The 21837-nt window shown below is 73.2% G+C and carries 24 protein-coding genes and 1 pseudogene; 14 read left to right on the top strand and 11 right to left on the bottom strand.

Annotation, left to right across the window (positions count from 1 at the left end; genetic code table 11):
- Positions 1 to 47 precede the first annotated feature (47 nt).
- The gene (locus O7627_RS30025; RefSeq protein WP_278096814.1) at positions 48 to 1073 is read right to left on the bottom strand and encodes a LacI family DNA-binding transcriptional regulator; all 1026 of its coding nucleotides are present in this window, start codon (positions 1071 to 1073) and stop codon (positions 48 to 50) included.
- 181 nt (positions 1074 to 1254) lie between these two features.
- On the opposite strand from O7627_RS30025, the gene O7627_RS30020 reads away from it, so the two are divergent.
- The 3 genes from O7627_RS30020 to O7627_RS30010 are packed head-to-tail and all read left to right on the top strand — an operon-like array spanning position 1255 to position 3650.
- Positions 1255 to 2430: a Gfo/Idh/MocA family oxidoreductase gene (locus O7627_RS30020; RefSeq protein ID WP_278096813.1), complete on the top strand. Its 1176-nt coding sequence runs from the start codon at positions 1255 to 1257 to the stop codon at positions 2428 to 2430.
- Positions 2427 to 3245, top strand: coding sequence for a sugar phosphate isomerase/epimerase family protein (locus tag O7627_RS30015; protein WP_278096812.1), 819 nt, complete (start codon positions 2427 to 2429; stop codon positions 3243 to 3245). Before O7627_RS30020 ends, O7627_RS30015 begins: the two co-directional genes overlap by 4 nt.
- A gap of 21 nt (positions 3246 to 3266) precedes the next feature.
- Positions 3267 to 3650, top strand: coding sequence for a DCC1-like thiol-disulfide oxidoreductase family protein (locus tag O7627_RS30010; RefSeq protein ID WP_278096811.1), 384 nt, complete (start codon positions 3267 to 3269; stop codon positions 3648 to 3650).
- Here O7627_RS30010 and O7627_RS30005 read toward each other — a convergent pair.
- From O7627_RS30005 to trxA, 3 genes are all read right to left on the bottom strand, one after another.
- Positions 3590 to 4612, bottom strand: coding sequence for an MFS transporter permease (locus O7627_RS30005; protein ID WP_278096810.1), 1023 nt, complete (start codon positions 4610 to 4612; stop codon positions 3590 to 3592). The genes O7627_RS30010 and O7627_RS30005 overlap by 61 nt on opposite strands.
- Positions 4597 to 5034, bottom strand: coding sequence for a hypothetical protein (locus O7627_RS30000; RefSeq protein WP_278096809.1), 438 nt, complete (start codon positions 5032 to 5034; stop codon positions 4597 to 4599). The genes O7627_RS30005 and O7627_RS30000 overlap by 16 nt, the downstream gene beginning before the upstream one ends.
- A 137-nt stretch (positions 5035 to 5171) precedes the next feature.
- Positions 5172 to 5534 carry a thioredoxin gene (gene trxA, locus O7627_RS29995; RefSeq protein ID WP_278096808.1) on the bottom strand — a complete coding sequence of 121 codons (363 nt, stop codon included), beginning with the start codon at positions 5532 to 5534 and terminating at the stop codon, positions 5172 to 5174.
- Positions 5535 to 6182: 648 nt separating this feature from the next.
- On the opposite strand from trxA, the pseudogene O7627_RS29990 reads away from it, so the two are divergent.
- The 8 genes and pseudogenes from O7627_RS29990 to O7627_RS29955 all read left to right on the top strand — a co-directional run.
- Positions 6183 to 6635: pseudogene (locus O7627_RS29990) on the top strand (hypothetical protein); the annotation flags it as partial.
- Between the two features lie 246 nt (positions 6636 to 6881).
- A complete protein-coding gene (locus O7627_RS29985; protein WP_278098488.1) occupies positions 6882 to 7562 on the top strand; it encodes an RNA methyltransferase in 681 nt (226 codons plus the stop codon).
- 177 nt (positions 7563 to 7739) lie between these two features.
- Positions 7740 to 8435 carry a DUF6758 family protein gene (locus tag O7627_RS29980; RefSeq protein WP_347404689.1) on the top strand — a complete coding sequence of 232 codons (696 nt, stop codon included), beginning with the start codon at positions 7740 to 7742 and terminating at the stop codon, positions 8433 to 8435.
- A 118-nt stretch (positions 8436 to 8553) separates the two neighbouring features.
- Positions 8554 to 8712, top strand: coding sequence for a hypothetical protein (locus O7627_RS29975; protein ID WP_278096806.1), 159 nt, complete (start codon positions 8554 to 8556; stop codon positions 8710 to 8712).
- Between the two features lie 6 nt (positions 8713 to 8718).
- Positions 8719 to 9600, top strand: coding sequence for a PH domain-containing protein (locus O7627_RS29970; protein WP_278096805.1), 882 nt, complete (start codon positions 8719 to 8721; stop codon positions 9598 to 9600).
- A 166-nt stretch (positions 9601 to 9766) separates the two neighbouring features.
- Entirely contained in the window at positions 9767 to 10465 is a 699-nt protein-coding gene (locus O7627_RS29965; RefSeq protein WP_278096804.1) for a SigE family RNA polymerase sigma factor, read from the top strand.
- Positions 10462 to 11643 carry a hypothetical protein gene (locus O7627_RS29960; RefSeq protein ID WP_278096803.1) on the top strand — a complete coding sequence of 394 codons (1182 nt, stop codon included), beginning with the start codon at positions 10462 to 10464 and terminating at the stop codon, positions 11641 to 11643. Before O7627_RS29965 ends, O7627_RS29960 begins: the two co-directional genes overlap by 4 nt.
- 18 nt (positions 11644 to 11661) lie before the next feature.
- Complete coding sequence (locus O7627_RS29955) at positions 11662 to 12522, top strand: PHP domain-containing protein (RefSeq protein WP_278096802.1); 861 nt, start codon at positions 11662 to 11664, stop codon at positions 12520 to 12522.
- Between the two features lie 76 nt (positions 12523 to 12598).
- On the opposite strand, the gene O7627_RS29950 is transcribed toward O7627_RS29955, so the two are convergent.
- On the bottom strand, positions 12599 to 13993 hold the full coding sequence (locus tag O7627_RS29950) for an IS4 family transposase (RefSeq protein ID WP_278091547.1): 1395 nt from the start codon (positions 13991 to 13993) through the stop codon (positions 12599 to 12601).
- A gap of 218 nt (positions 13994 to 14211) precedes the next feature.
- On the opposite strand from O7627_RS29950, the gene O7627_RS29945 reads away from it, so the two are divergent.
- On the top strand, positions 14212 to 15054 hold the full coding sequence (locus O7627_RS29945) for a PD-(D/E)XK nuclease family protein (RefSeq protein ID WP_278098487.1): 843 nt from the start codon (positions 14212 to 14214) through the stop codon (positions 15052 to 15054).
- 72 nt (positions 15055 to 15126) lie between these two features.
- On the opposite strand, the gene O7627_RS29940 is transcribed toward O7627_RS29945, so the two are convergent.
- From O7627_RS29940 to O7627_RS29930, 3 genes are all read right to left on the bottom strand, one after another.
- Positions 15127 to 16020: an oxygenase MpaB family protein gene (locus tag O7627_RS29940; RefSeq protein WP_278096801.1), complete on the bottom strand. Its 894-nt coding sequence runs from the start codon at positions 16018 to 16020 to the stop codon at positions 15127 to 15129.
- Positions 16017 to 16451, bottom strand: coding sequence for a Fur family transcriptional regulator (locus O7627_RS29935; RefSeq protein WP_278096800.1), 435 nt, complete (start codon positions 16449 to 16451; stop codon positions 16017 to 16019). The genes O7627_RS29940 and O7627_RS29935 overlap by 4 nt, the downstream gene beginning before the upstream one ends.
- Before the next feature lie 116 nt (positions 16452 to 16567).
- Entirely contained in the window at positions 16568 to 16909 is a 342-nt protein-coding gene (locus O7627_RS29930) for a translation initiation factor 2 (protein WP_278096799.1), read from the bottom strand.
- An 81-nt stretch (positions 16910 to 16990) separates the two neighbouring features.
- Here O7627_RS29930 and O7627_RS29925 point away from each other — a divergent pair, with 81 nt between their 5' ends.
- On the top strand, positions 16991 to 17176 hold the full coding sequence (locus O7627_RS29925) for a hypothetical protein (protein ID WP_278096798.1): 186 nt from the start codon (positions 16991 to 16993) through the stop codon (positions 17174 to 17176).
- 134 nt (positions 17177 to 17310) lie between these two features.
- On the opposite strand, the gene O7627_RS29920 is transcribed toward O7627_RS29925, so the two are convergent.
- The 3 genes from O7627_RS29920 to O7627_RS29910 form a co-directional block, all read right to left on the bottom strand.
- Positions 17311 to 17964, bottom strand: coding sequence for a flagellar biosynthesis protein FlgA (locus O7627_RS29920; protein WP_278096797.1), 654 nt, complete (start codon positions 17962 to 17964; stop codon positions 17311 to 17313).
- Positions 17965 to 18141: 177 nt separating this feature from the next.
- On the bottom strand, positions 18142 to 18579 hold the full coding sequence (locus tag O7627_RS29915) for an FmdB family zinc ribbon protein (RefSeq protein ID WP_278096796.1): 438 nt from the start codon (positions 18577 to 18579) through the stop codon (positions 18142 to 18144).
- A 124-nt stretch (positions 18580 to 18703) separates the two neighbouring features.
- Positions 18704 to 19294, bottom strand: coding sequence for a 5-formyltetrahydrofolate cyclo-ligase (locus tag O7627_RS29910; protein WP_278098486.1), 591 nt, complete (start codon positions 19292 to 19294; stop codon positions 18704 to 18706).
- A 134-nt stretch (positions 19295 to 19428) separates the two neighbouring features.
- Between O7627_RS29910 and O7627_RS29905 the strand changes: the two genes are divergently transcribed.
- Positions 19429 to 21834: a diguanylate cyclase gene (locus tag O7627_RS29905; RefSeq protein ID WP_278096795.1), complete on the top strand. Its 2406-nt coding sequence runs from the start codon at positions 19429 to 19431 to the stop codon at positions 21832 to 21834.
- Positions 21835 to 21837: the final 3 nt, after the last annotated feature.

Raw genomic sequence — 21837 nt, 5'->3', positions numbered from 1 at the left:
ATACGTGCGAGCCGAGCGCAAGCGCGCGCCGCGCCGGTCGGCGGCGGTCAGGACGCGGGCGGCGGCGCGGTGCTCTCCCGGCGGACCAGTTCGGCGGAGACGTGTTCGATGTGTGGCGAGTGCATCGGGTCGGCCGGTTGCAGAGCGAGGGTCATCGCCCGGGCGCCCATGTCGGCCAACGGGAGCCGGATGGTGGTCAGGGTCGGCGTCACGTCCCTGGCCACCGGCATGTCGTCGAAGCCGACCAGGCTCATCTGCTCGGGCACCCGGATGCCCCGGCTGCGGAGCAGGGCGAGGGCGCCGATCGCCATCGAGTCGTTGAGGGCCGCGATCGCGGTCAGCTGCGGGTGGGCGTCGAGCAGGCTGGCGGCCGCGGCGGCGCCGCCGGAGCGGTCGAAGTCGGCGTACGCGATCTGCCGGGTGGGCAGCTTCTGGCCGTGTTCCCGGGCGGCCCGCCGCAGGCCGGTGAGTCGGTCGGTGGTGGTGGTCAGGTGCTTCGGCCCGGCGATCACGCCCAGCTGGGTGTGGCCGAGGGCGAAGAGCTCGGCGCCCATCAGATAACCGCCGGTCTCGTTCGCCGGGATCACCGCGTGGCCGGTGTGCTCGTGCCGGCCGATGACCGCGACGTGCCCGCCGGTGGCCTGGTAGACCCGGAGCTTCGCGTCGAGGGAGTTGGTGAACTGCTCGTCGTGGTAGCCCGAGCCGGCGAGGATGATCGCGGCGGCCTGGTGGGCCCGGAGCAGTTCGACGTACTCCAGCTCCTTCTGTGGGTCGCGGTAGGTGTTGCAGATGATCACCAGCCGGCCGTCGGCGGTGGCGACCCGCTGCAGCCCGCGGGTGATCTCGGCGAAGTACGGGTCCGAGACGTCGTGCACGATCACCCCGACCGCGCTGCGGTGGTTGCGGGCCAGTAGTTGGGCGTGCGCGTTCGGGACGTACTGCAGCTCCTCGACGGCGGCCAGCACCCGCTCGCGCAGGGCCTCGGTGACCGGTTTGGAGCTGCCGTTGATGATCCGGGAGGCGGTGGCCGGGGAGACGCCCGCCCGCCGTGCGACATCCGCCAGAGTGGCCATCGCCCCCAGTCCTTCCCGGGCGGCCCGGATCGCCCGACGCGAGTGAGGATAGCGTGCCCCGCGTACGCTGGTAGGAAAGCCCTTGCCGAAGTGCGGCCGAAGCCAGTAGCGTGCCCAGGAAAGCGCTTCCCTGGCGGACGATCACGTTCGGCGCAAGCGAGCAGCCTGAGGAGGCGGAGGAATGGCCCGTACCACGATCGGGATCGTGCTCAACGGCGTCACCGGCCGGATGGGTTACCGGCAGCACCTGGTGCGTTCGTTGCTGGCGATCAGGGAACAGGGCGGCCTGCCGCTGCGCGACGGCACCCGCCTCTGGCCCGAGCCACTGCTGGTCGGCCGGAGCGAGACCAAGCTGGCCGAGATCGCCGGGCGGCACGGGCTCACCGAATGGACCACCGATCTCGCCGCCGCACTGGCCCGGCCGGACATGCAGGTCTACTTCGACGCCCAGGTCACCGCCCAGCGGGAGAAGGCGCTCCGGCTGGCGATCGAGGCGGGCAAGCACATCTACACCGAGAAGCCCACGGCGGAGGACCTCGCCAGCGCGGTCGAGCTGGCCCGGCTGGCCGACGCGGCCGGCATCAAGCACGGCGTGGTGCAGGACAAGCTCTTCCTGCCCGGTCTGCGCAAATTGGACCGGCTGGTCAAGGGCGGCTTCTTCGGCCGCATCCTCTCGGTGCGCGGCGAGTTCGGCTACTGGGTCTTCGAGGGCGACTGGCAACCGGCCCAGCGTCCGTCGTGGAACTACCGGGCGGCCGACGGCGGCGGCATCGTGGTCGACATGTTCCCGCACTGGCACTACGTGCTGGAGCAGATCTTCGGTCCGGTGACCGCGGTGACCGCCCGGACCGCCACCCACATCCCGACCCGGTGGGACGAGGCCGGCCAGCCCTACCCGGCGACCGCCGACGACGCCGCGTACGGCATCTTCGAGATCGCCTCGCCGGCCGGCGGAATCGTCGCCGCCATCAACTCCTCCTGGACGGTCCGGGTCTACCGCGACGAGCTGGTCGAGTTCCAGGTGGACGGCACCGAGGGCAGCGCCGTGGCCGGCCTGCGCAACTGCCGGATCCAGCACCGCTCCACCACCCCGAAGCCGGTCTGGAACCCGGACCTGCCGGTCACCGAGGACTTCCGGTCACAGTGGCAGGTGGTGCCGGACAACGAGGAGTACGACAACGGCTTCAAGGCCCAGTGGGAGCTGTTCCTGCGGCACGTCGCGCAGGACGAGCCGTACAGCTGGGATCTGTGGGCCGGTGCCCGCGGGGTGCAGCTCGCCGAACTGGGGCTGCGGTCGGCCCGCGAGGGCCGCCGGATCGAGATTCCCGAGCTGACCGTGCCGGGCGGCCCGGCGTGACCCCGACCGCGCCGGCCCGGTTCGCGCTGAACCAGGCCACCACCAAGTACTGGCCGCTGCCGGATCTCGTCGCCGGCTGCGTCGACGCCGGCGTCACCGGCGTCGGCCTGTGGCGGGAGGAGACCGCCGCCTACGGCCTGGACAAGACCGCGGCGCTCGTGCGCGACGCCGGGCTCGCGGTCACCTCACTGTGCCGGGGTGGTTTCTTCAACACCCCCGACTGGTACGACGAGAACCGGCGCGCCATCGACGAGGCGGCCACCCTCGGCGCGCCGGTCCTGGTGCTGGTCTCCGGCGGGCTGCCGGCCGGCAGCCGGGACGTCGACGCCGCCCGGGCACACGTCGGCGAGGCGATCGGCGCCCTGGTGCCGTACGCCCGGCAGGCCGGGGTGCGGCTGGCGATCGAGCCGCTGCACCCGATGTTCTGCGCCGACCGCTGTGTGGTGGCCAGCCTGGGGCAGGCGCTGGACCTGGCCGCGCCCCACCCGGCCGAGACGGTCGGCGTGGTGGTGGACACCTACCACCTCTGGTGGGACGACCAGGTCTGGGACCAACTGGCGCGGGCCGGCCGGGAGGAGCGGATCGCCTGCTTCCAGGTCGCCGACTGGGTGACCCCGCTGCCGGCGGGGGTGCTGCTCGGACGCGGCCTGCCCGGCGACGGCTGCGTGGACCTGCGCCGGTTCCGGGCGGCCGTCGACGCGGCCGGCTACCGGGGGCCGGTCGAGGTCGAGGTCTTCCACGCCGACGTCTGGGCCCGGCCGGGCCGGGATGTGTTGAACGCCGCTCTCGCCGGCTACCTGGCACACGTGGCCTAGTCGATCGGGCAGGATGGAGACATGCTCCAGTCAACCTTCGTGTACGACGGAGACTGCGCCTTCTGCACCTCCTGCGCCCGGTTCGCCGAGCGTTGGATTCCGACCCCGGCCCGGCTGGTGCCCTGGCAGTTCGCCGACCTCGACGCGCTCGGCCTGACCGTAGCCGAGTGTGAGGAGGCGGTGCAGTGGGTCGGCCGGGACGGCGTGCGCGCCGCCGGACCGGACGCCATCGCCCGGCTGCTGGGGGAGAGCCACCTGGGCTGGCGGCTACCCGGCCGGCTGCTGCTGCTGCCGCCGGTGCGGGCGGTGGCCTGGCCGCTCTACCGCTGGGTGGCCCGCAACCGTCACCGGATGCCCGGCGGCACGGCCGCCTGCGCCGTCCCCAGGCCACCGGCGGCCGGCTGAGTCTCGGCACCGACCGGCTCGCTCGGCTCGACGGGTTGATGGCTCGGCTCGGCCGCGTGGCTCGGTGGTGGCTTCCGTTCGGCGACCGCCTGCGCCGGGACCGGCTGGTGCCGCCCGGTAGGCCGGATCCGTCGGCGCAGCCAGTGGATCGGGCGGATCCGCTCCAGCCTGAGGAACGCCGTCATCGCCACCAGGTGCGGAGCGAAGGAGATCGTGATGGTGGCGAAGGTGACCAGGTGGAACGAGTAGAAGAAGCCGATCACCGCCCGCCGCCACCGCCCGGTCAGGACGAAGACGATCGGACTGAGCAACTCGAAGGCGACGATGCCGAGCTGGGCCGCGATGAGCAAGTAGGGCACCTGGGCGATCAGGTCGGCCAGCTCGGTGCCCCGCCGGATGATCGCCCGGGCCAGCACCGAACCGGTGAGCCACTCGATCCCGCCGAACCGCAGTTTCGCCCAGGCGGCGAGGAAGTAGGTGCAGACCACCGCGATCTGGGTGACCCGCAGCGCCCAGCCGCCTGCCTCGGTTCGGACCGGATCGCCGTGCCGGGCCCGTCCGGCGGTCGGCAGCACCGCGAGGGCGACCAGGAACGCGAACCGGTCGTGGTCCACCTTCCCGTAGCTCATCGCGATGATCATCCACTCGAAGTACAGGACGAAGACCGGCCAGCCGAGGGCTCGGGGCGCGCGGCCGGTGGCGGCCACCAGTGACAACCCGAGCAGCGCCCAGAAGATCACCGAGAGCAGCAGCGGAGTGGGCGTCGGCAGCGGCAGCAGGCGCCCGACGAACAGCGGCTGGTACAGCTCACCGGAGAGCCGGGCCGGGTCGCGTACCCAGGGGGTGAACAGCAGCAGGTCGGCGGCGACGAAGAGGTAGATCAGGGTGCGGAAGGCGGCGATCCGGCCGCGCGGTACCGGCCGGGTCAGCCAGCCGGTCGCGGCGGTCAGGGCGCGCGCCACTGCACGACCGTCTCGTCGACCGCGGTGCCGGTCGGTCGACCGTCGCGGATGCCGTGCCAGCGGATCACGATCCGGACCTCGACCAGGCCGGGCGCCTCCGGGTGGCGCTCGGCGTACGCCTCGGCGACCGTGCGCAGCAGGTCGGGTTCGGACTGGTAGCGGCTCTGCTGGCCCTCGATCTCGGCCCGCCGGATGCCGGTGTTCTGCTGGCCCAGGTCGACGACGGCGCCGGTGACGTCGACCCCCTCGACCCGGGTGTCCGGGGCGGGCTCGTTCGGCGGGTTCGAGCCGGCGTACATCCGGAACGGGCCGAACGGGAAGTGGTCGTCCTGTCCCCACAGCGTGCCGGCGAGCAGGAGCGCACCGGCGACGACGGTGCAGACGATCCGGCCCGTCCGGCCGTGGCGGCTGAGGGTGTCCATGGCGTGCTCACCATACGCCGCGCACGCCACCGTCAGGGGGCCTCGCCGGGTGCCCGTCGCCCGACCGGCCGCCATCGGGGACACGGCGGGGCCGGGTCCGACGGATCGGACCCGGCCCCGCAGTTACGCCGGTCAGGTCAGTGCGTGTGCCCGGCCAGCTGGGCGCGTACCTCGGCCATGTCGAGGGCCTGCACCTGCTCGATCAGTGACTCGACCGCCGACTCGGGCAGCGCGCCGGGCTGCGAGAAGACGATGACGCCGTCCCGGATCGCCATGATGGTCGGGATCGAGCGGATGTCGAACTTGGCGGCCAGTTCCGGCTGGGCCTCGGTGTCGACCTTGCCGAACACCGCGTCCGGGTGCTTCGCCGACACCCGCTCGTACACGGGTGCGAAGCGCTTGCACGGACCGCACCAGTCCGCCCAGAAGTCGACCAGGACGATCCCGTCCTTGCCGGTCACCTCGTCGAAGTTGGCCGTTGTCAGCTCAACGGTCGCCATTGCACTCTCCGATCCACCGGGATTCGCCTACGTCTGCCACAACCTGCTGACCGGCTTGGGAATTCCCGCCGGATCGATGTCGAAACGGCTCGGCGTGGCACTGCTCACCCGGCTCGAAACATCGATGAGCATGCCATGTCGTCCGGCTTCCGACACGGTCGCAAGGCCGACGGGCGCCGGCTACCCCAAGTGATGGGAGCGATTCCAAGGGTATCTATCGATGGAACTTCCAGTGAGCGCTAACCCAAGTGCTGACAAGCGGAAACCGTTCGGATGACGCGGCGTGGCGAAGGTGCCTACTCTGACGGACAGTAAGGTCACAAATAGATAACTGTGACGCCCGTCTCCTGTTGGGGTCTTCTGTGTGGCGTGCGTCTCGGGCAGAATCTTTCTCATCAGAGCGTGGGCGGCGGGTGCCGGGGAGGGCCCCGCCGCTCATTGCGTCCGGGGTCAGTTTTCACCTTCGATGGACGCCACCAAATCCCCGCACCGGCCCGGCCCCCCATCATCGCCTTAACCATCACTAAGGCGGTCGTGCGCCGCCGGGCGCGCCCTCGGCCGTTCCGGCCCGGACCGTCTCCGGCCCGGACCGTCGATCCTTCACCCGACCGGCTGACTTCCCGCGTCGACCGGCCGATCCGCCGGCATATGCTGACCGCGGAGGTCCCCATGAGCCACTCCGCGCCTGGGCATCCGCCCCCCGTCGGCGGACCCGTCAGCGGCCGCCTCGCCGCCTCGGCCTACTCGGCCGCCGAATGGCGACTGCTGATCCGGCTCCCCGGCCGGGTGGCCGTCGCGGCCACCCCGGTCGACCCGCGCCGGCCGGTGCGGGGCGTGCTCGCCGGGCTGGCCGGACTGGACGGCCTCGCCGCCGGCCGGGCCTTCGACAGCGACCTGGTCCGGGCGGTGGTCGCGGCGATCTACGCGGAGCCGGATCACGGCCCGCCACCGACCGGGGCCGGCCGCCCCGGCGACGAACCGGCCGAACTCTTCGCGGCCTGCCGGGCGGCCACCGAGCTGCTGGCCGCGCGGGCCGACCCGGCGGACTCCGCCGCGTACCGGCAGTGGGTGCAGACCATCGCGGTCCGTGCGGGGCGGGCGGCGGCGGAGTCCTTCGGACCGCCGCCGATGGCGGCCGAGTTCCGCGGCGGCCGCGGGTCCGCCATCGGCAAGCAGTGGTTCGCCGAGCCGCCGGCGGCCCGGCGGGGCGCCGAGGCCCGCGAGCGGGCGGCGCAGCTGGCGTTCCTGGCCGACCTCGGCCGGGCCCTCGGCCTCGCCCGGGGACGCTGATCCACCGGCCCGTACGCTCTGCAGATCGTGGAGCCCGACCGGATCGACGCCGCCGACGTGGTTGGCGACGGTGGTGCGGTCGAGGTGGGGGTGGGTCCCTGGCCGGGTGAGCCGCCGACCGATCCGCGCTACGACCCGGAACTGCTGGCCCACGGCGACCGGCGCAACGTGGTGGACCGGTACCGCTACTGGCGGCGGGAGGCGGTCGTCGCCGACCTGGACCGGCGCCGGCACACCTTCCACGTGGCGATCGAGAACTGGCAGCACGACCTCAACATCGGAACCGTGGTCCGCAACGCCAACGCCTTTCTCGCCGCCGAGGTGCACGTGGTGGGGCGCCGGCGGTGGAACCGGCGCGGGGCGATGGTCACCGACCGCTACCAGCACGTCCGACACCACGAGACGATCGAGGCGTTCCTGACCTGGGCCGCCGCCGCTGAGCTGCCGATCGTCGGGATCGACAACCTGCCCGGATCCCGCCCCATCGAGAGGGCGGTCCTGCCGGCCCGCTGCGTGCTGTTCTTCGGCCAGGAAGGTCCAGGTTTGTCCGAACCGGCGCGGCGGGCCTGCGCGGCGGTCCTGTCCATCGCCCAGTACGGCTCGACCCGCTCCATCAACGCCGGCGTGGCCAGCGGCATCGCGATGCACACCTGGATCCGCACCCACGCCGGACCGCCCCCGGACGCCCCCGACCGGGATGAGTGGCGCTCTGGCGGGACGAATGGTGTCTGCACGTGATGAATGGTGTCTCGGCGGGATAAATGGTCCGCTGGCGGATGAACGTCCCCGCCGACGGGTGAATGGCTCTCGCCGGATGAATGACAGGTCGAATGACGGATGAGTGAACCTGTCGCCGGATGACCGAAAAGGCCGGTTCGCTTGACTCCGCCGGACGAGCCGGGGGACTGTGGTGGGGTGGGTATCGCGGTGAGTTGTCCTCGCTGTGGCGGAGCGGTCCGGGAGCCGGACCTGATGCACAGCGACTGGCGGTGTGCCGACTGCGGCCCGGTGTTCCCGCTGCACGTGGCGGAGCACGTCGGGCCCGAGATCGTGGCCAGCGTGGCGGCCCGGATCACCGACCCGGCCGGCGGGGACCGACCCCCGGTGCCGCTCTGGTGTCCGTGGCCGCTGCCGGCGGGTTGGACGGTGACCGGCGTCGCCTGGGCCGGGGACGAGGCCGGTGGCGCGCGCGCCACGGCGGTCGCCTGCAGCGGCCCGGCGCCGCTCGGCGGCGGGCCGGCTGACCTGGTCTTCGTCGCCGAGGAGCCGGGCATCGGGCTCGGCACCCGGTACGCCGGCATCCCCGGTCCGGACCCCGGCGAGCAGCTGGCCGACCTGATCGCCGACGCCACGCCGGAGCGTCCCGAGACCGCCCCGCATGCCAAGATCAGGGTGGCCGGGCACCCCACTCCACTGTGGTCGGTAAAATCTCCGACAGACCGCGCGGCGTACGCGGGTGAAGCTCGGGGGATGTGGCTGTATGCGATAGCCTGGCCATCGAGCGCGGGCTACCTCCTCGCGGCGGAGGTCGTCCTCCATGACCTGGCCGAGTGGCTGCCGCCCGAACTCGTGTACGGCGCGCCATCGCCGTACCTGCACGGGAAGGTCTGACGCCTGACCGCAAGGGTGCGAAAAGGCGTGTGGTTGATTCACGGTACGACATCTGACTGATACTCTGGGTACTGCTGCGGTACTGGAACCAGGCGCCGCGCGGAGGGGATGGCCCGCCATGGCTAAGAAGTTCCTCACCTGGGGCGGAATCGCCTTTTTGATTTTCTTCATTGCGTTCCGACCCAACTCCGCCGCCGACGTCTTCAAGTCGCTGGGCGGCGGCATCGTCGACATCGCGCAGGGCTTCGGCGACTTCTTCACCAGCCTCGTCGCCTAGCCGTCAATGGGTAACCCCTCAGGCGAACCGCCCGAGCCCGACGACGCCGAGCGACGCCGACGCGAGCGCGACACCGAGCCGATCCCCCGCGTCCGCCCGGACGACGGCCCGGGCTTCGGGGACGGCCCGGCGTACGCCGACGGGCCTTCCTATTCGGACGGCCCCTCCTACTCCGGCGACGCCGGATACGCCACCGGCCGGGCCCGGTCGGGGCGGACCTGGGAAGCCGACCCCGACGCCTTCGAGCGCCCGGAGATCTCCGAAGAGGAGCTGGCCGGCCTGCGGGTCGACGCCTCCGGGATGCCGCTGGGCCCGCGCCGGGTGCTGCCCCTTGAGGACGAGCCGACCCCGCTGGTCGCCCGCTACCTCTTCCCCACCGAGCGTTACCGTGGTGAGTGGAAGCGGCACAAGATCTCGCTGGCCACGCCGTTGCTGGTCGGCCTCGCGGCGACCTTCATCCTCGGCTACCTCTCCGGCTTCCTGGCCCTGCAGGGCGGCGGTGGGCTCACCACGGTCGCCGTCCTGGTCTGGGTCGGGATCATGGGCTGGACGGCCTGGAAGGTCGCCGACTGGTTCTTCGACCGGTTCATCCTCACCAACAAGCGGGTGATGGTGGTCAACGGCATCATCACCCGGCGGGTCGCGATGATGCCGCTGCTGCGGGTCACCGACATGAAGTACGAGCAGTCCCCGCTGGGCCGCACCCTCAACTACGGGACGTTCGTGCTGGAGTCGGCGGGTCAGGAGCAGGCCCTGCGCGAGGTCAAGTACCTCCCCAACCCCAACGAGCTCTACCTGCGCGTGGTCGAGGAGATGTACGAGCCGCAGGCCGTCGAGGCCCGGCTCGGCAAGGAGGAGGACGAGGCGAAGGCCGACGACGGAGCCTGACCCACCCACGGCCCCCGTCGATCCGCCTCACCCGTCAGTCCGGTATCCGTCGGCCTGGTGGTCGTCGATGTCGCCCCGGTCGGTGTTTATTACCCGGCCGTAATCGACCCCGGCCACCATCTGTGGCAGCCTTTCGGGAGACGCGGCAACGGGAGGGCGGCGACAGGTGGTGGCCAGGCACACCCTGGAGGAGGAGTTCCGCGAATTCGTCGCGGCCCGTTCGCCGGCCCTGTTACGCACCGCGTACCTCCTGGTCGGAGACTGGGGCACCGCCGAGGACCTGCTCCAGACCGCGTTGACGAAGACCTACCTGGCCTGGAAGCGCCTCGGCCGGATCGAGGCGGTCGAGCCGTACACCCGGCGGGTGCTGGTCAACACGGCGACGAGCTGGTGGCGGCGCCGGTGGCACGGCGAACGCCCGACCGAGGTGCTGCCCGAGCGGGCCGCGCCCGACCAGATCGAGGAGCAGCTGGAGCGGGACGCGCTCTGGAAGCACCTCCGGGCGCTGCCGGCCCGGCAGCGGGCGGTGCTGGTGCTGCGCTACTACGAGGACCTCACCGAGGCGCAGACCGCCGCCATGCTCAACATCTCGACCGGCACGGTCAAGAGCCAGACCTTCCGCGCCCTCAACACCCTCCGCCAGCGGCTCGGCAACCAGGCGGACCTGCTGCCCGGCGTCGCCGTACCCGTGGAGCGCCCGCCGGCCGAGCCAACCGGCCGGTTGTCGGCGCCGTGCGCACCGCCCGCGTCGACGCCGCCGGCTCACACCCCGGCGCCCACCGCGGCGCCGGCCCGCCCCGCGGTGGCCGGCGGGGCGGCGGTACCGGCCGTGACGGTGCCGGCGGTCGTCGGGGAGAGCCGATGACCAGGATCGAGGATTCGCTGCGGGAGCTGCTCGCCGCCCGGGCCGAGTCGACACCACCGGTCGGCGATCCGGCCGGCGCGGCGATCCGACGCGGCCGGGCGATCCAGCGGCGCCGGTCGGTCGGCTCGGCGCTGGCCGTGGCGATGGCCCTCGTCCTGACGGTGGGTGGGATCAGCTCGATCGGCGGCTGGTGGCGCCCCGGCCACGGCACACCGTCCGGCACGCTCATCGACTTCGGCCCGGCGCAGACCACCGCCGCCACCGTCCCCACGGCGGGTCCGGCGGGCGACACCGGCATCGGGCTCGACGTCCGGGTCGGTGACCGGCTCTGGACCACGGACGGCCGGCAGTTGCTGCTGACCGGGGTCGGCGAGGTGACCCGGATCATCCGGGTTCCGGACGGCTGGGTCTACGCGGGTGCCTCCGGTGTCCGGTTCCTGCGAACCGACGGCACCTCCGTCGCGCTCAGCGGCGAGGACGACCGGTGGGTGCTCAGCCCGGGTGGCGACCGGATCGCCTTCGTCATCGAACAGGTGCTCTATGTGGCGCGGCTGCGGCCGTCCGGGCTGGCCGTCCTCGCCAGCGTGGAGGTACCGCCGGCCACCGCCCCGATCGCGCTGCTGGGCGACCGGGTCGTCATCCAGGTCGAGGGCCGCGGCTTCGACACGCTCGATCCGGCCCGGGCCTACCAGCCCGCCTGGAACGACGAGGTCACCGCCGTCTTCGGGGTCCGCGGCGACTCGCTCGCGGCACTTGTCCGCGACGCGGGCGGGCAGGCACCCTGCCTGGCCGAGCTGCGGTCGACCGGCGCCGGCCTGGAGGTGATCCGGACCGGCGGATGCGGCCTCGACCTGCGGCTCGACGGCGCCGACGGGCGCCTGGCTCCGGGTGGCGGCTGGCTGGCCGAACCCACCGCGACCCAGGTCGCGCTGGTGGACTGGGACCGGGCCGTCGCCAACCCGACCGGCACCGGGGCGGAGCAGTTGCTGAGCTGCCCGATCCGGGCCTCGGTCACGCCCACCTGGGCGGACGACCAGACCGTACTGAGCGCGGACGCCCACGGGGTGGTGCGGTGCCGCACCGACGGCAGCCAACAGGCGGTCGCGCTACCGGAAGGGGTGGGCGCGGGCTGGCAGTTCGTGCCCAGGGTCGCGACCGCGCCGACCCGGACCGGATAGCGTGGCGGTGCGATAGCCGTGGCGACCCGGATCGACCTGCACGCGCACACGACCGCCAGCGACGGCACCTGCACCCCGCCGGAGCTGGTACGCGCGGCGGTCGAGGCGAAGCTTGACGTGCTGGCGATCACCGACCACGACACCACCGCCGGGTGGGCGGCGGCGACCGCCGCCCTGCCCGCCGGCCTCACGCTGGTCCGCGGCGCCGAACTCTCCTGCCGCTGGTACGGGGGGCAGCCGTCGATCCCGCTGCACCTGCTCGGGTACCTGTTCGATCCGGACGAGCCCGAACTCGCGGCCGAGCTGGCCCGGGTCCGCCAGGCCCGGACGGTGCGGGGCGAGCGGACGGTGGCGCTGCTGCGGGCGGACGGAATCGACGTGAGCTGGCCGGACATCCAGGCCAGGGCGGCCGGTGGCACGGTCGGCCGGCCACACATCGCACAGGCGCTGATCAGGGCCGGGCTGGTGCGGACGACCACCGAGGCGTTCGCGCCGCGGTGGCTGGGCGAGCGCTACCGGCTGCCCAAGGACGACATCGACGTGTTCCACGCCGTCCGGTTGATCCGCGCCGCCGGTGGGGTCGCCGTCTTCGCGCACCCGCGGGCCAGCCGGCGGGGCCGGATCGTGCCGGACTCGCTGATCGCCGAGCTGGCGGTCGCCGGACTCGCCGGACTGGAGGCCGACCACCAGGACCACTCGCCGGCGGAACGGGTCCACGTCCGCGCCCTGGCGGCCGAGCTGGGCCTGCTGGTCACCGGATCCTCCGACTTCCACGGTACGCACAAGACGGTCGCCCTCGGCGCGCACACCACCGCGCCGGAGGCGTACCAGCGGATCGTCGCGGCGGCCGGCGCCGCGACCCCGGTCGTGTCGGGCTGAACCGGGTCCGACCAGGCCCGGACCGGGCCGGCGCCCGGTCGACCGCGGAATGTCGGCCGGGGGCAATGCCAGGAAGTTAAGTGCTTTCCGGGCCGGGTTTGGTGAGGTTGGTGGTGTAGGTGGCTGTGGTTGATGCTGGTTCGGTTCGTTTCTTGCCGCGGTAGGGCGAGGTAGGGCGTTTGACCGCTCGGGGGCTGGAGCGTGACCGGCGTGGGCCGGTCTGATCGTCTAGGAGTTCGTCAGCGACCGTGATCAGTGCGCTGGTGAGGTCCCGGCTGGTGGTGATCGCGGTGTTGATGACGTGTCGACGTGCCAGGCGTAGGCAGGTCAGGAACGGTAGTCGGTCGGGGTCGAGGTGATGCTCGGCGGCGGTCGTGGTGATCAGGTCCCGTAACGCTTGGTAGACGATGAGATGAGCCCACATCTCCTGCCGGACACCGGTGGGATCGTGGGAACGTAGTACGACCTTCGACCCTCGCTGGTGGGTCTTGAGGTTCTGGTAGCTGTTCTCTGTTTCCCAGCGTTGGTGGTAGCAGTCGATCAGCTGTCCCGCGGTGATGTCCTGCGGGCAGAGTAGGTTGGTGACCAGCCGGTACCGCTCGGTCCGGCATGCCGTCACGCCGTGTCGGTTGGTGGTGGCGACCGTGACGGTGTACTCGATCACCCGGACGGTGATGACCGGTTCGGTGCCCCGCCGCCGCCCTGGTGGGGGTTTGATGACTGATATCCAAGATCCATCTGGCAGTGCCCTTACCACGGGCAGGTGGCGGTTGGACTTCATCCGCCAGAGCAGTCCTGCGCCGGTGGCCTCCGCTGCCCGCCACAGGTCATAGCCGTGAAAGTTCCGGTCAGCGACGAGCAGCATGTCTTCCCGTAGCAGGGGAAGCAGGGCGCGGGCCTGGACCATTTCCGCTTCGCGGCCGAACGACGCACCGATGACCGCATGCGTGCCACACTCGATCAACGTCAACAGCCACAGCCGTGGGTAGCCCGCCGTGTTGCCACCGCCACCCGCATCACGACCAAAAGCGGCCTCATTGGCGGGACTGTCGGCCGTCTGCAGCTTGGTGCCGTCCCAGGCCACGACCCGCCGTCCGGCCACGAACACGCCGGGCATGCCCGGCTCGCCCCGCGCCCCGGCCACCCGCTCGAACAGATATCTCAGAGGCGCCTCCCCCAACCGCTGACGGGCCTGAGAAAACGCCGAGGTGGTAGGGGTGATCCTGGCCAACGCGGGCCAGCCCGAAACCAGCAACCGCCACACCTGCCGGTAGCCGTCCGTACTGAACAGGCACATCGCCAACACAAACAACACCACCACCCGAGCCGGCAGCAGACGTACCCGCCGCTGAGTGACTCCGGTCGCCGCTACCGCCTCATCGATGAGCTCTCGCGGCACCGACTGTGACAGCACGCCCAGCCCGATGTGTTGCCACGCGGCGCCCGCACCAAGCCGCGGCAACGCATCCATGGAAGAATCCCCGGACAACGAAGCTCCTGTATGAATTTAGATCTTGGTCGATCCACGTTCTACAGGAGCTTCGTCTTATTCAGGCACGTGACACACCCTTAACTTCCTGGCATTGCGGCCGGGGGTGAAAGGATCGTGCGGTGCGAAGGCCATCCCGACCCGGTAACCGGGCCCCCCGCCCCCGCGACGGCCAGCCGGAGCAGCTCGGCTTCGAGGGGATGCCGGAGCGGTTGTTCGTCTGCACCCCGAGCAAGCTCGGCGCCTACACCGACTGTCCGCGCCGCTACCGGTACTCCTACCTAGACCGGCCGGCACCGGCCAAGGGACCGGCCTGGGCACACAACTCGCTCGGCGCGAGCGTCCACACCGCCCTGCGTAACTGGTACGCCCTGCCGGCCGACCGACGCCGCCCGGAGGCGCTGCCCAGCCTGCTCAAGGGCACCTGGGTACGGGACGGCTACCGCGACGACGAGCAGGAGCGGGCGGCGTACCGGCGGGCGCTCGGCTGGCTGGAGTCCTACGTCGACACGCTGGATCCGGCCGACGACCCGCTCGGCGTGGAGCGCGTGGTGGCGGTCAAGACCGCGGTGCTCGCCTTCAACGGCCGGGCGGACCGGATCGACTCGCGGCCCGGCCCGGAGGGTCCGGAGCTGGTGATCGTCGACTACAAGACCGGCCGGACCGGATTGGACAGCGACGACGCGCGCGGCTCGACCGCGCTGGCGCTCTACGCGTACGCCGCGGAGCGGGTCTTCCGCCGGCCCTGCCGGCGGGTGGAGCTGCACCACCTGCCGACCGGCACGGTGGCCGCCCACGAGCACACCGCGGAGTCGATCGCGCGGCAGGTCGGCCGGGCCGAGGAGACCGCCCGGGACATCCTCGACGCGGAACGGTCGGTGGCCGACGGCGGCGACCCGGACGAGGCGTTCCCGGTCGCGCCCGGACCCCGGTGCGCCTGGTGCGACTACCGGCGGAGCTGCCCGGCCGGGGCGCAGGCGCCGGGGAAGGAACCGTGGGCAGCGGTCGAACGGACCCTCCTGCCGACCGACGACGCGAGCTGACCTGGACCTGAACCGCCGGGACCCGGGGCGGGCGGGTCGTGGATCTGGGCGGGTCGTGGATCGGGCCGGGGCTCAGCCGGTGGCCGGGGCGAGCCGGGCCGCCCTGGCCTTCGCCTCCTGGTAGAGCGGTCCCTCGACGTACCGGCGGGGAATGGCGTTCAGGGCCAGCCGCAGCGTCCGGACCGAGAGCGCGGCGGAGAGGTCGGTGGTGGGTAGCCCGGGGGCGCCGTACCGGCGGCGGGCCCAGGCCGGCAGCAGCCCGAACGCGGTGCCGGCGATGCCGAGGTACGCCAGCCGGGCCGGCCCGAGGCTGAGGCCGAGCTTGAGCGGGCGGCTCATCCGCCACGGCACCGGGGGAGCGGTCAGGAAGAAGGCCGTTTCGGCCGCCTCCCGGGTCATCCGCAGCTCGGGCCGCACCGCCCGGTAGTACTCCGCCACCTCGGCGAGGCTGCCCGGCACCGTCGCCGGGTCGAGGCCGACCAGCGCGGCGGCGGCCCGCTGCTCGGCGTAGTAGCGGTCCACCTCGTCGTCGGTGAGCGGCAGGCCGGCCCGCCGAGCGGTGCTGACGAACGACTCCACCTCGGTCACGTGCACCCAGCGCAGCAAATCGGGGGAGTCGACCCGAAACTCCTCGCCGGTGAGGAGGTCCCGGCCGCGCAGCCGGGCGTGCCGGGCGCGCAGCCGGCGGCCGGCCGCCTCGGCCTGGGCGGTCGTGCCGTAGATGGTGGTCGCCACGTACTGCGCGGTGCGCACCAGCCGCCCCCACGGGTCGGAGCGGAAGTCGCTGTTCTGGGCCACCCCGGCCATCGCCCGGGGATGCAGTGCCTGCAGATAGAGCGAGCGCAGGCCGGCGAGGATCAGGATCGGCTCCTCGTGCACCTTCCAGGTCACCGAACCGGGCCCGAAGAGGCCGAGGTCGTCGTCGGGCGACCGGGCCGGCCGCCCGGGCGTGACCGTGGTGCTCATCGCTCCGCCTCTCGGCGGGTCTGGCAGGCCGGGCAGAGGCCCCAGAAGGTCACCTCGGCCTCGTCGACCTCGAAGCCGTACGCGTTCGTGGTCTCCGGGTCGAGGCAGGGCGCGGCGCCGACCGCGCAGTCGACGTCCGAGATCTCACCGCAGGCCCGGCAGACGATGTGATGGTGGTTGTCCCCGACCCGGGCCTCGTACCGGGCCGGGCTGCCGGCCGGTTCGATGCGCCGGGACAGGCCGGCCCTGGCCAGCGCGCCGAGCACGTCGTACACGGCCTGGGTGGAGACCGAGTCGAGCCGCTCCCGGACCCGGCGGGTGATCTCGTCGACCTCCAGGTGGCCGCCGCCGGCGAGCACCTCCAGCACGGCGAGGCGCGGCCGGGTGACCCGCAGGCCCCTCGACCGGAGCAGTTCCTCACCGCCGGGCATTACCCCATCACAGCACGGCGTTCAACTGGCGACAACCCGTTGGTCAATCGATGGTGGTCGGCGCCACAGCCGGCTGACCAGCGCCCGGGGCGGCGCAGGTGCGCTGTCGGCCGCGTTCAGAACAGCACTCGGGAGCAGAGCAGACACATCACCACCAGGAGTACCGCCGTGGTGAGCATTCCGATGCCGTAGGTGAGGGTGCGGGCGCTGCCCTCGGCGGCGTCCAGGGCGGGTAGGTCCTGCGGCGGCAGCCGGCCCGGTGGCGGCGGCTGCACGTGCACCGGCGGCCGCCAGCCGGCCGGTGGGGGAGTGCTGGGGGGCGGCCCTGGATAGCTGGGCCGGCCGACCGGACCGGCCGCTTCCGGTGCCGGCTGGTCGGGTCGCCGCAGCCCGTCCGGCTGGCCGGGCGGCCGGCGCCAGAAGCCCTCGTCGGCAGGATCGCCGTTGCCGGTCGTCACAGGCCTGACGCTACCAACGCCGGCCGGCCGCCGGCCCCGCGGCAGTGCCGGAGAGCCGCCTGGCTGGGTAGGCTCCCGGTCGTGAAGCGCGCCGATGAACCACCGGTGCCCCGCGCGTCCGGGGACGACGACCGGGAGGTCGATCTCAGCGAGGACTTCGTCGTGCTGCCCGAGCAGACGGCGGACGACACCGACCGGGGGTGGGGCGAGTACGCCCGGTCCAACGACGACCGGTTGCTCGCCGAACGCCCGCCGCACTGGGACTGACCGGCGCCGGGCAGCCGGCACGGGTGGCCAGCACGGGCTGCCGGCACGGGTGGCCAGCCCGGGCAGCCGGCACGGGTGGCCAGCACGGGCTGCCGGCACGGGTGGCGGATGGGCCTGATCGGTGCGCTGGGCGGTCAGGGCAGGACCGCGAGGGCGAAGCGGGCGTCGGGCGGCATGCCGATCGTCCGTCGCGCCTGCTCCGGGTCCAGCGCCAGGTAGACGGCGGCCGAGCCGTCGGTTGCCGCCGGGCGCAGCACGGCCAGGACCGGCACCCGCTCGGCCAGCAGCACCGGCTCGACGGTCGCGCCCGGACGGCGGGCGGGCAGCGCGGCCAGCAGGTTGACCCGGGTGCCGGGCCGGACGACGGCCAGTACCGCCGGCTCCGCCAGTGGAACCGGAACGCCGACCGCCCCGGCCGGCAGGGGCAACCCGCCCGGCAGTTCGCTGCCAGGCTGCCCGTCCGCGTCGGCCGGGTCATCGGCGGCGTCGTCCGCGTCGGCGGCCGGCCGGCCGGCAGCCTGGGCGGCCGGACCGGGGTCGGGATGATCCGTGGAAACCGGCCCGCTCGCTGGCCCGGCCGAACGGCCGGCACCGCAGCCGTCGCCGCCCGCACCCCGGCCGTCAACCGGCGTGCTGGCGACCGGCTCGCAGCCGGTCGCCGGCGGGACCGCGTACAGCGCTCCGGCGGCCAGGGCCAGGAACGTCGCCACCAGCCCGGCTCGGAGCACGGTGGTCCGCCGGGGCGGTCCCGGCCAGCGGGTCGGCCGCAGGGCCGGCTCCGTCGCCATCCGTCGCCTCCCTTCCCCGGGGCACCGGTCGGTGTCCGGGACGTCAGGAGGCTAGGCGCCCGGCGAGTCGGCTCGCCGATGGAAAGCGCCAGGCTGTGGAGAACCTGGCCGGCTGTGGACAAGCCCCCGCCCGGGCGCCACTCGTGCTACGAAGCGGCCCGGAGCGCGGGCCGGTCGTCAGGCGCCGGTCTTGGTGGCGGTGCTCGTCGAGCCGCCGCCGGACGAGGTGCCGCCGGTGGAACCCGCCTTGGCCTTGGCGCTGTCCGAACCGCCGCTCTTGGTGGCACTGTCGGTGCTGCCCGAGCCCTGGGACCCGCCGTTGGCCGAGCCGCCGCCAGCGGTGGCGCCGCCGTTCGAGCCGGAGTCCCCGGAACCGCTGGTCGCGGCCTTGGTCGCGGAGTCACCGCTCTCCGACCCCTTGCGGGAGCCGTTCGAGGATTCCCGGGAGTCGTTGCGGTAGAAGCCGGACCCCTTGAAGACGATGCCGACGGAGCCGAACAACTTGCGGAGCCGACCCTGACACGCCGGACACTCGGTGAGCGGCTCGTCGGTGAAGGACTGGACCGCCTCAAGTTGATCACCGCACGCGGTACAGGCGTACTGGTAGGTGGGCACGGTTCCCCTCCGGATCTTGCTCGGGCTGTTGGCACTCGTCGTGTCCGAGTGCCAATGGTGCTTCATCGGACCCGATTTCGTCCACCCGGCCCGGCCACCAGGTCACCCCGGCCGCCCGGCGGCCTCACCCGGGCGGCCCGCCGCCCCGGTCGCCGAGTGACCTGAAGCCGCCGGTCGGGGTGACCACCGCGTGCACCGGGCGGTCGTGTGGATGGGCCGGAAGCCGATCGACCAGTTCGCCGTCGTGCAGCGCCGCCACGATCAACGCACCCGGTGCCACCCGGGCGAGCGCGCGGTCGTACGAGCCGCCGCCGCGGCCCAGCCGGATGCCGGCCCGGTCCACGGCCAGCGCCGGTACGACCACCAGCCCGGCCCCGGCGATAGCCGCCCGGCCCAGCCGGGCGCCGTCCGGCTCCCGCATCCCTCGACCGGCCGCCACCAGACCGCCTGGTCCGGTGTAGCGACCCCAGTCCAGATCCAGATCGGTGCGCAGCACCGGCAGCAGCAGCCGGCCGCCGCCGGTCTCGACCGCCCGGGACAGCACCTCGGGCAGCTCCGGCCCGCCCGGTTCGGCCCCGACCGGCGCGTACCCGGTCATGGTGGTCGGGCGCAGTCGACGTACCAGGTCGGCCAGCTGGTGCTGGACGGCGCCGGCGGCGTCGGCCCGGGTCGGAGCCGGCAGCGCCCGGCGGCGGGCGAGCAGGTCGTGGCGCAGCTCCCGCTTCACCCGGTCGATCGCATCCGCTTCGTCCGAAGAATCCGACACGTAACACTCCTGCCGTGACCCGCGTTAAGTAAGTGGTTTGTCGCAGCATCGCAGCATCGGGTGCGGAGCTTCCGGAGGGAAGAGTGACGCTGCGCGGAAGGTTGACAAGCGCCTTTCTCGCCGTGGTGCTCGGCCCGGTGCTACTCGGCGCCGGCTTCGTCGGCGTCACGGCGGCCACCGTCGGTCACCAGCGGTCCGAGGACCGGCTGAGCCTCGCCGCAACCACGGTACGCAACACGATCACCGCGCTGTGCCAACAGCTCTACTCCGCCGCCGCCGCGGTCGCCGTGGCCACCGACCGGTCCGGGCTCGCCACCGAGTTCGTCACCCAGGGCCTGGCCAGCGCGGTCCTGGTGACCGCTGCGAACGGCACGCCGGTGTTGATCACGCCCGACCCGCCGGCCGGACCGTGGGCCGACTGCGGCGGCGACCGGTCGACCGCGGTGGCGCCGCGGGCGATCGCCGCCCGGGTCGAGCTCCGGGACACCGCCGGAACCCCGAGCGGCAGCGTGCACGCCGCCCAGGTGCTGGACACCGCCTTCGTCACCCGGCTCGCCGCCGCCACCGGTACCGCCGTCACCCTGCTGCCGGCCAAGCCGGCCGCCACCGGCCCGGCGGGTCCGGCCAGTCCGACCGGCGGGCCGGAGGCCACTGCCGGACCGGTCACCGACGGATCGGCCGCCGAGGGACCGGCCGCCGAGGGACCGGCCACCGACGGATCGGCCGCCGACGGATCGGTGGCCGAGGGGTCGGCGCCCGGGGGGTCGGCCACCAGGGAATCGATCGACGGCGGCCCGCCGGCGGTCGACCCGGACGCCGACGGCGGTCCGAGCACCGAACCCAGCGGCACCCGGGAATCGGTGTTCGCCGCCGCCGAGCGGATCACCGGCGACGGAATCGTCGAAACCCGCGGCGGCCGGTACGTCAAACGGATCGGCCCCGCCCCGGGCCAGCCCCTACCGCTGATCCTGTCGGTGGCCCGCGAACCGTCGCGGACCCTGCACGCCCTGCTGGCGGGGGCGGTCGGAGTGGCCGGCGTCCTCGCGCTGCTGGCCGCCCGCCGGCTGGCCCGCTCGACCACCCGCCCGCTGGTCGAGCTGGCCCGGGCGGCGGCCCGGATGGCCGGCGGCGACCTGACCGCCCGGCTCCCGGTCCGGGCGCCCGACGAGGTCGGCCGGCTCGCCAGCACCTTCAACCGGATCACCCGCGAGACCCAGACCTACGCCCAGGCCCTCACCGTCAGCCGGGACCAGCTCCGCGGCCACCTGGCGATCCTCGGCGACACCCTGGCCAGCACCCACGACCTGCCGCGGATCCTGCGGGTGATCCTGCGGACCGCCGTCACCGCCACCGGCGCCCGCGCCGGCCTCGTCCTGCTCTTCGACCCGGCCACCGGCACCCTGGTCTGCCGCTGCGCCGAAGGACTCAGCCCGACGGCCGGCGCCGACGACGGCCCGATCCGGTTCGGCGCCGGGCTGCTCGGCGCGGTGGCGGCCACCGGCGAGCCGCGCCGCGGCCGGGTGGACCGGGACGGGCCGGCGCTGGCCGAACACGAACCCCGGTGCCACACCTACGTCGCCGTGCCGTTCACCGCCGCCGGGCAACCCCACCAGCCGGGCCTGCCGCTGCCGGCGACGGTTGCCGGTCGGCCGGACGCCATCGGGGTGCTGGCCCTCTACGACCGGCACGGCGGCGACGAGTTCGACGACGCCGACCTGGCCACCCTGCGCACCTTCGCCCGGCACGCCTCGGTGGCGGTGGAGAACGTCCGGATCCACGAGGAGGCGCAGCGGCTCTCCCTCACCGACCCGCTCACCGGGCTGTGGAACTACCGGTACCTGACCGAGTCGGTCCGCCGGGAGGTCGAACGGGCCAGCCGGTTCGGCCGGATGCTCAGCGTGCTCGCGCTGGACCTCGACCGGTTCAAAGGGGTGAACGACTCCTACGGCCACGCCGCCGGGGACGCGGTGCTGGCCGAGTTCGCCCGCCGGATCCGCAACCTGGTACGCGAGGTGGACCTCGCCTTCCGCCGCGGCGGGGAGGAGTTCGTGGTGCTGCTGCCCGAGACCGACGCCCCGGGGGCGGCCACCGTCGCCGAGCGGCTCGGCGCCACCATCCGGGACACCCCGATAACCGTCGACGCCGAGGTCGGCCCGGCCGGCGAACGCCGGCGGATCTCGGTGACCGTGTCGATCGGCATCGCCGTCTATCCGGACCACGCGTTCACCGGACCGCACCTGCTCGAAGCGGCCGACCAGGCGCTCTACGCCGCCAAGTCCGCCGGCCGCGACACCTACCGGATCGCCGTACCCAGGATCGGGCCGCCGGTCGCGGAGCTGGCGGTGGCCGGCGGCGCCGTGCCGCCGGCCGACGACCTGCCCCGGGCCGGCCGGGCGCCCCGGCCGGCCGACGCGACGGACGGTGAGGTGGGTCGCCCCGGCGGCGCGTCTTCCGGGGCACACCCGCCGCTACAGACCCGTGGCCGATAGTCT

This window comes from Solwaraspora sp. WMMD1047, from assembly GCF_029626155.1.
In the GTDB taxonomy this organism is placed as follows: domain Bacteria; phylum Actinomycetota; class Actinomycetes; order Mycobacteriales; family Micromonosporaceae; genus WMMD1047.
The sequence above is the reverse complement of the archived record's forward strand: the minus strand, read 5'-3'. Positions and strand labels throughout refer to the sequence as shown.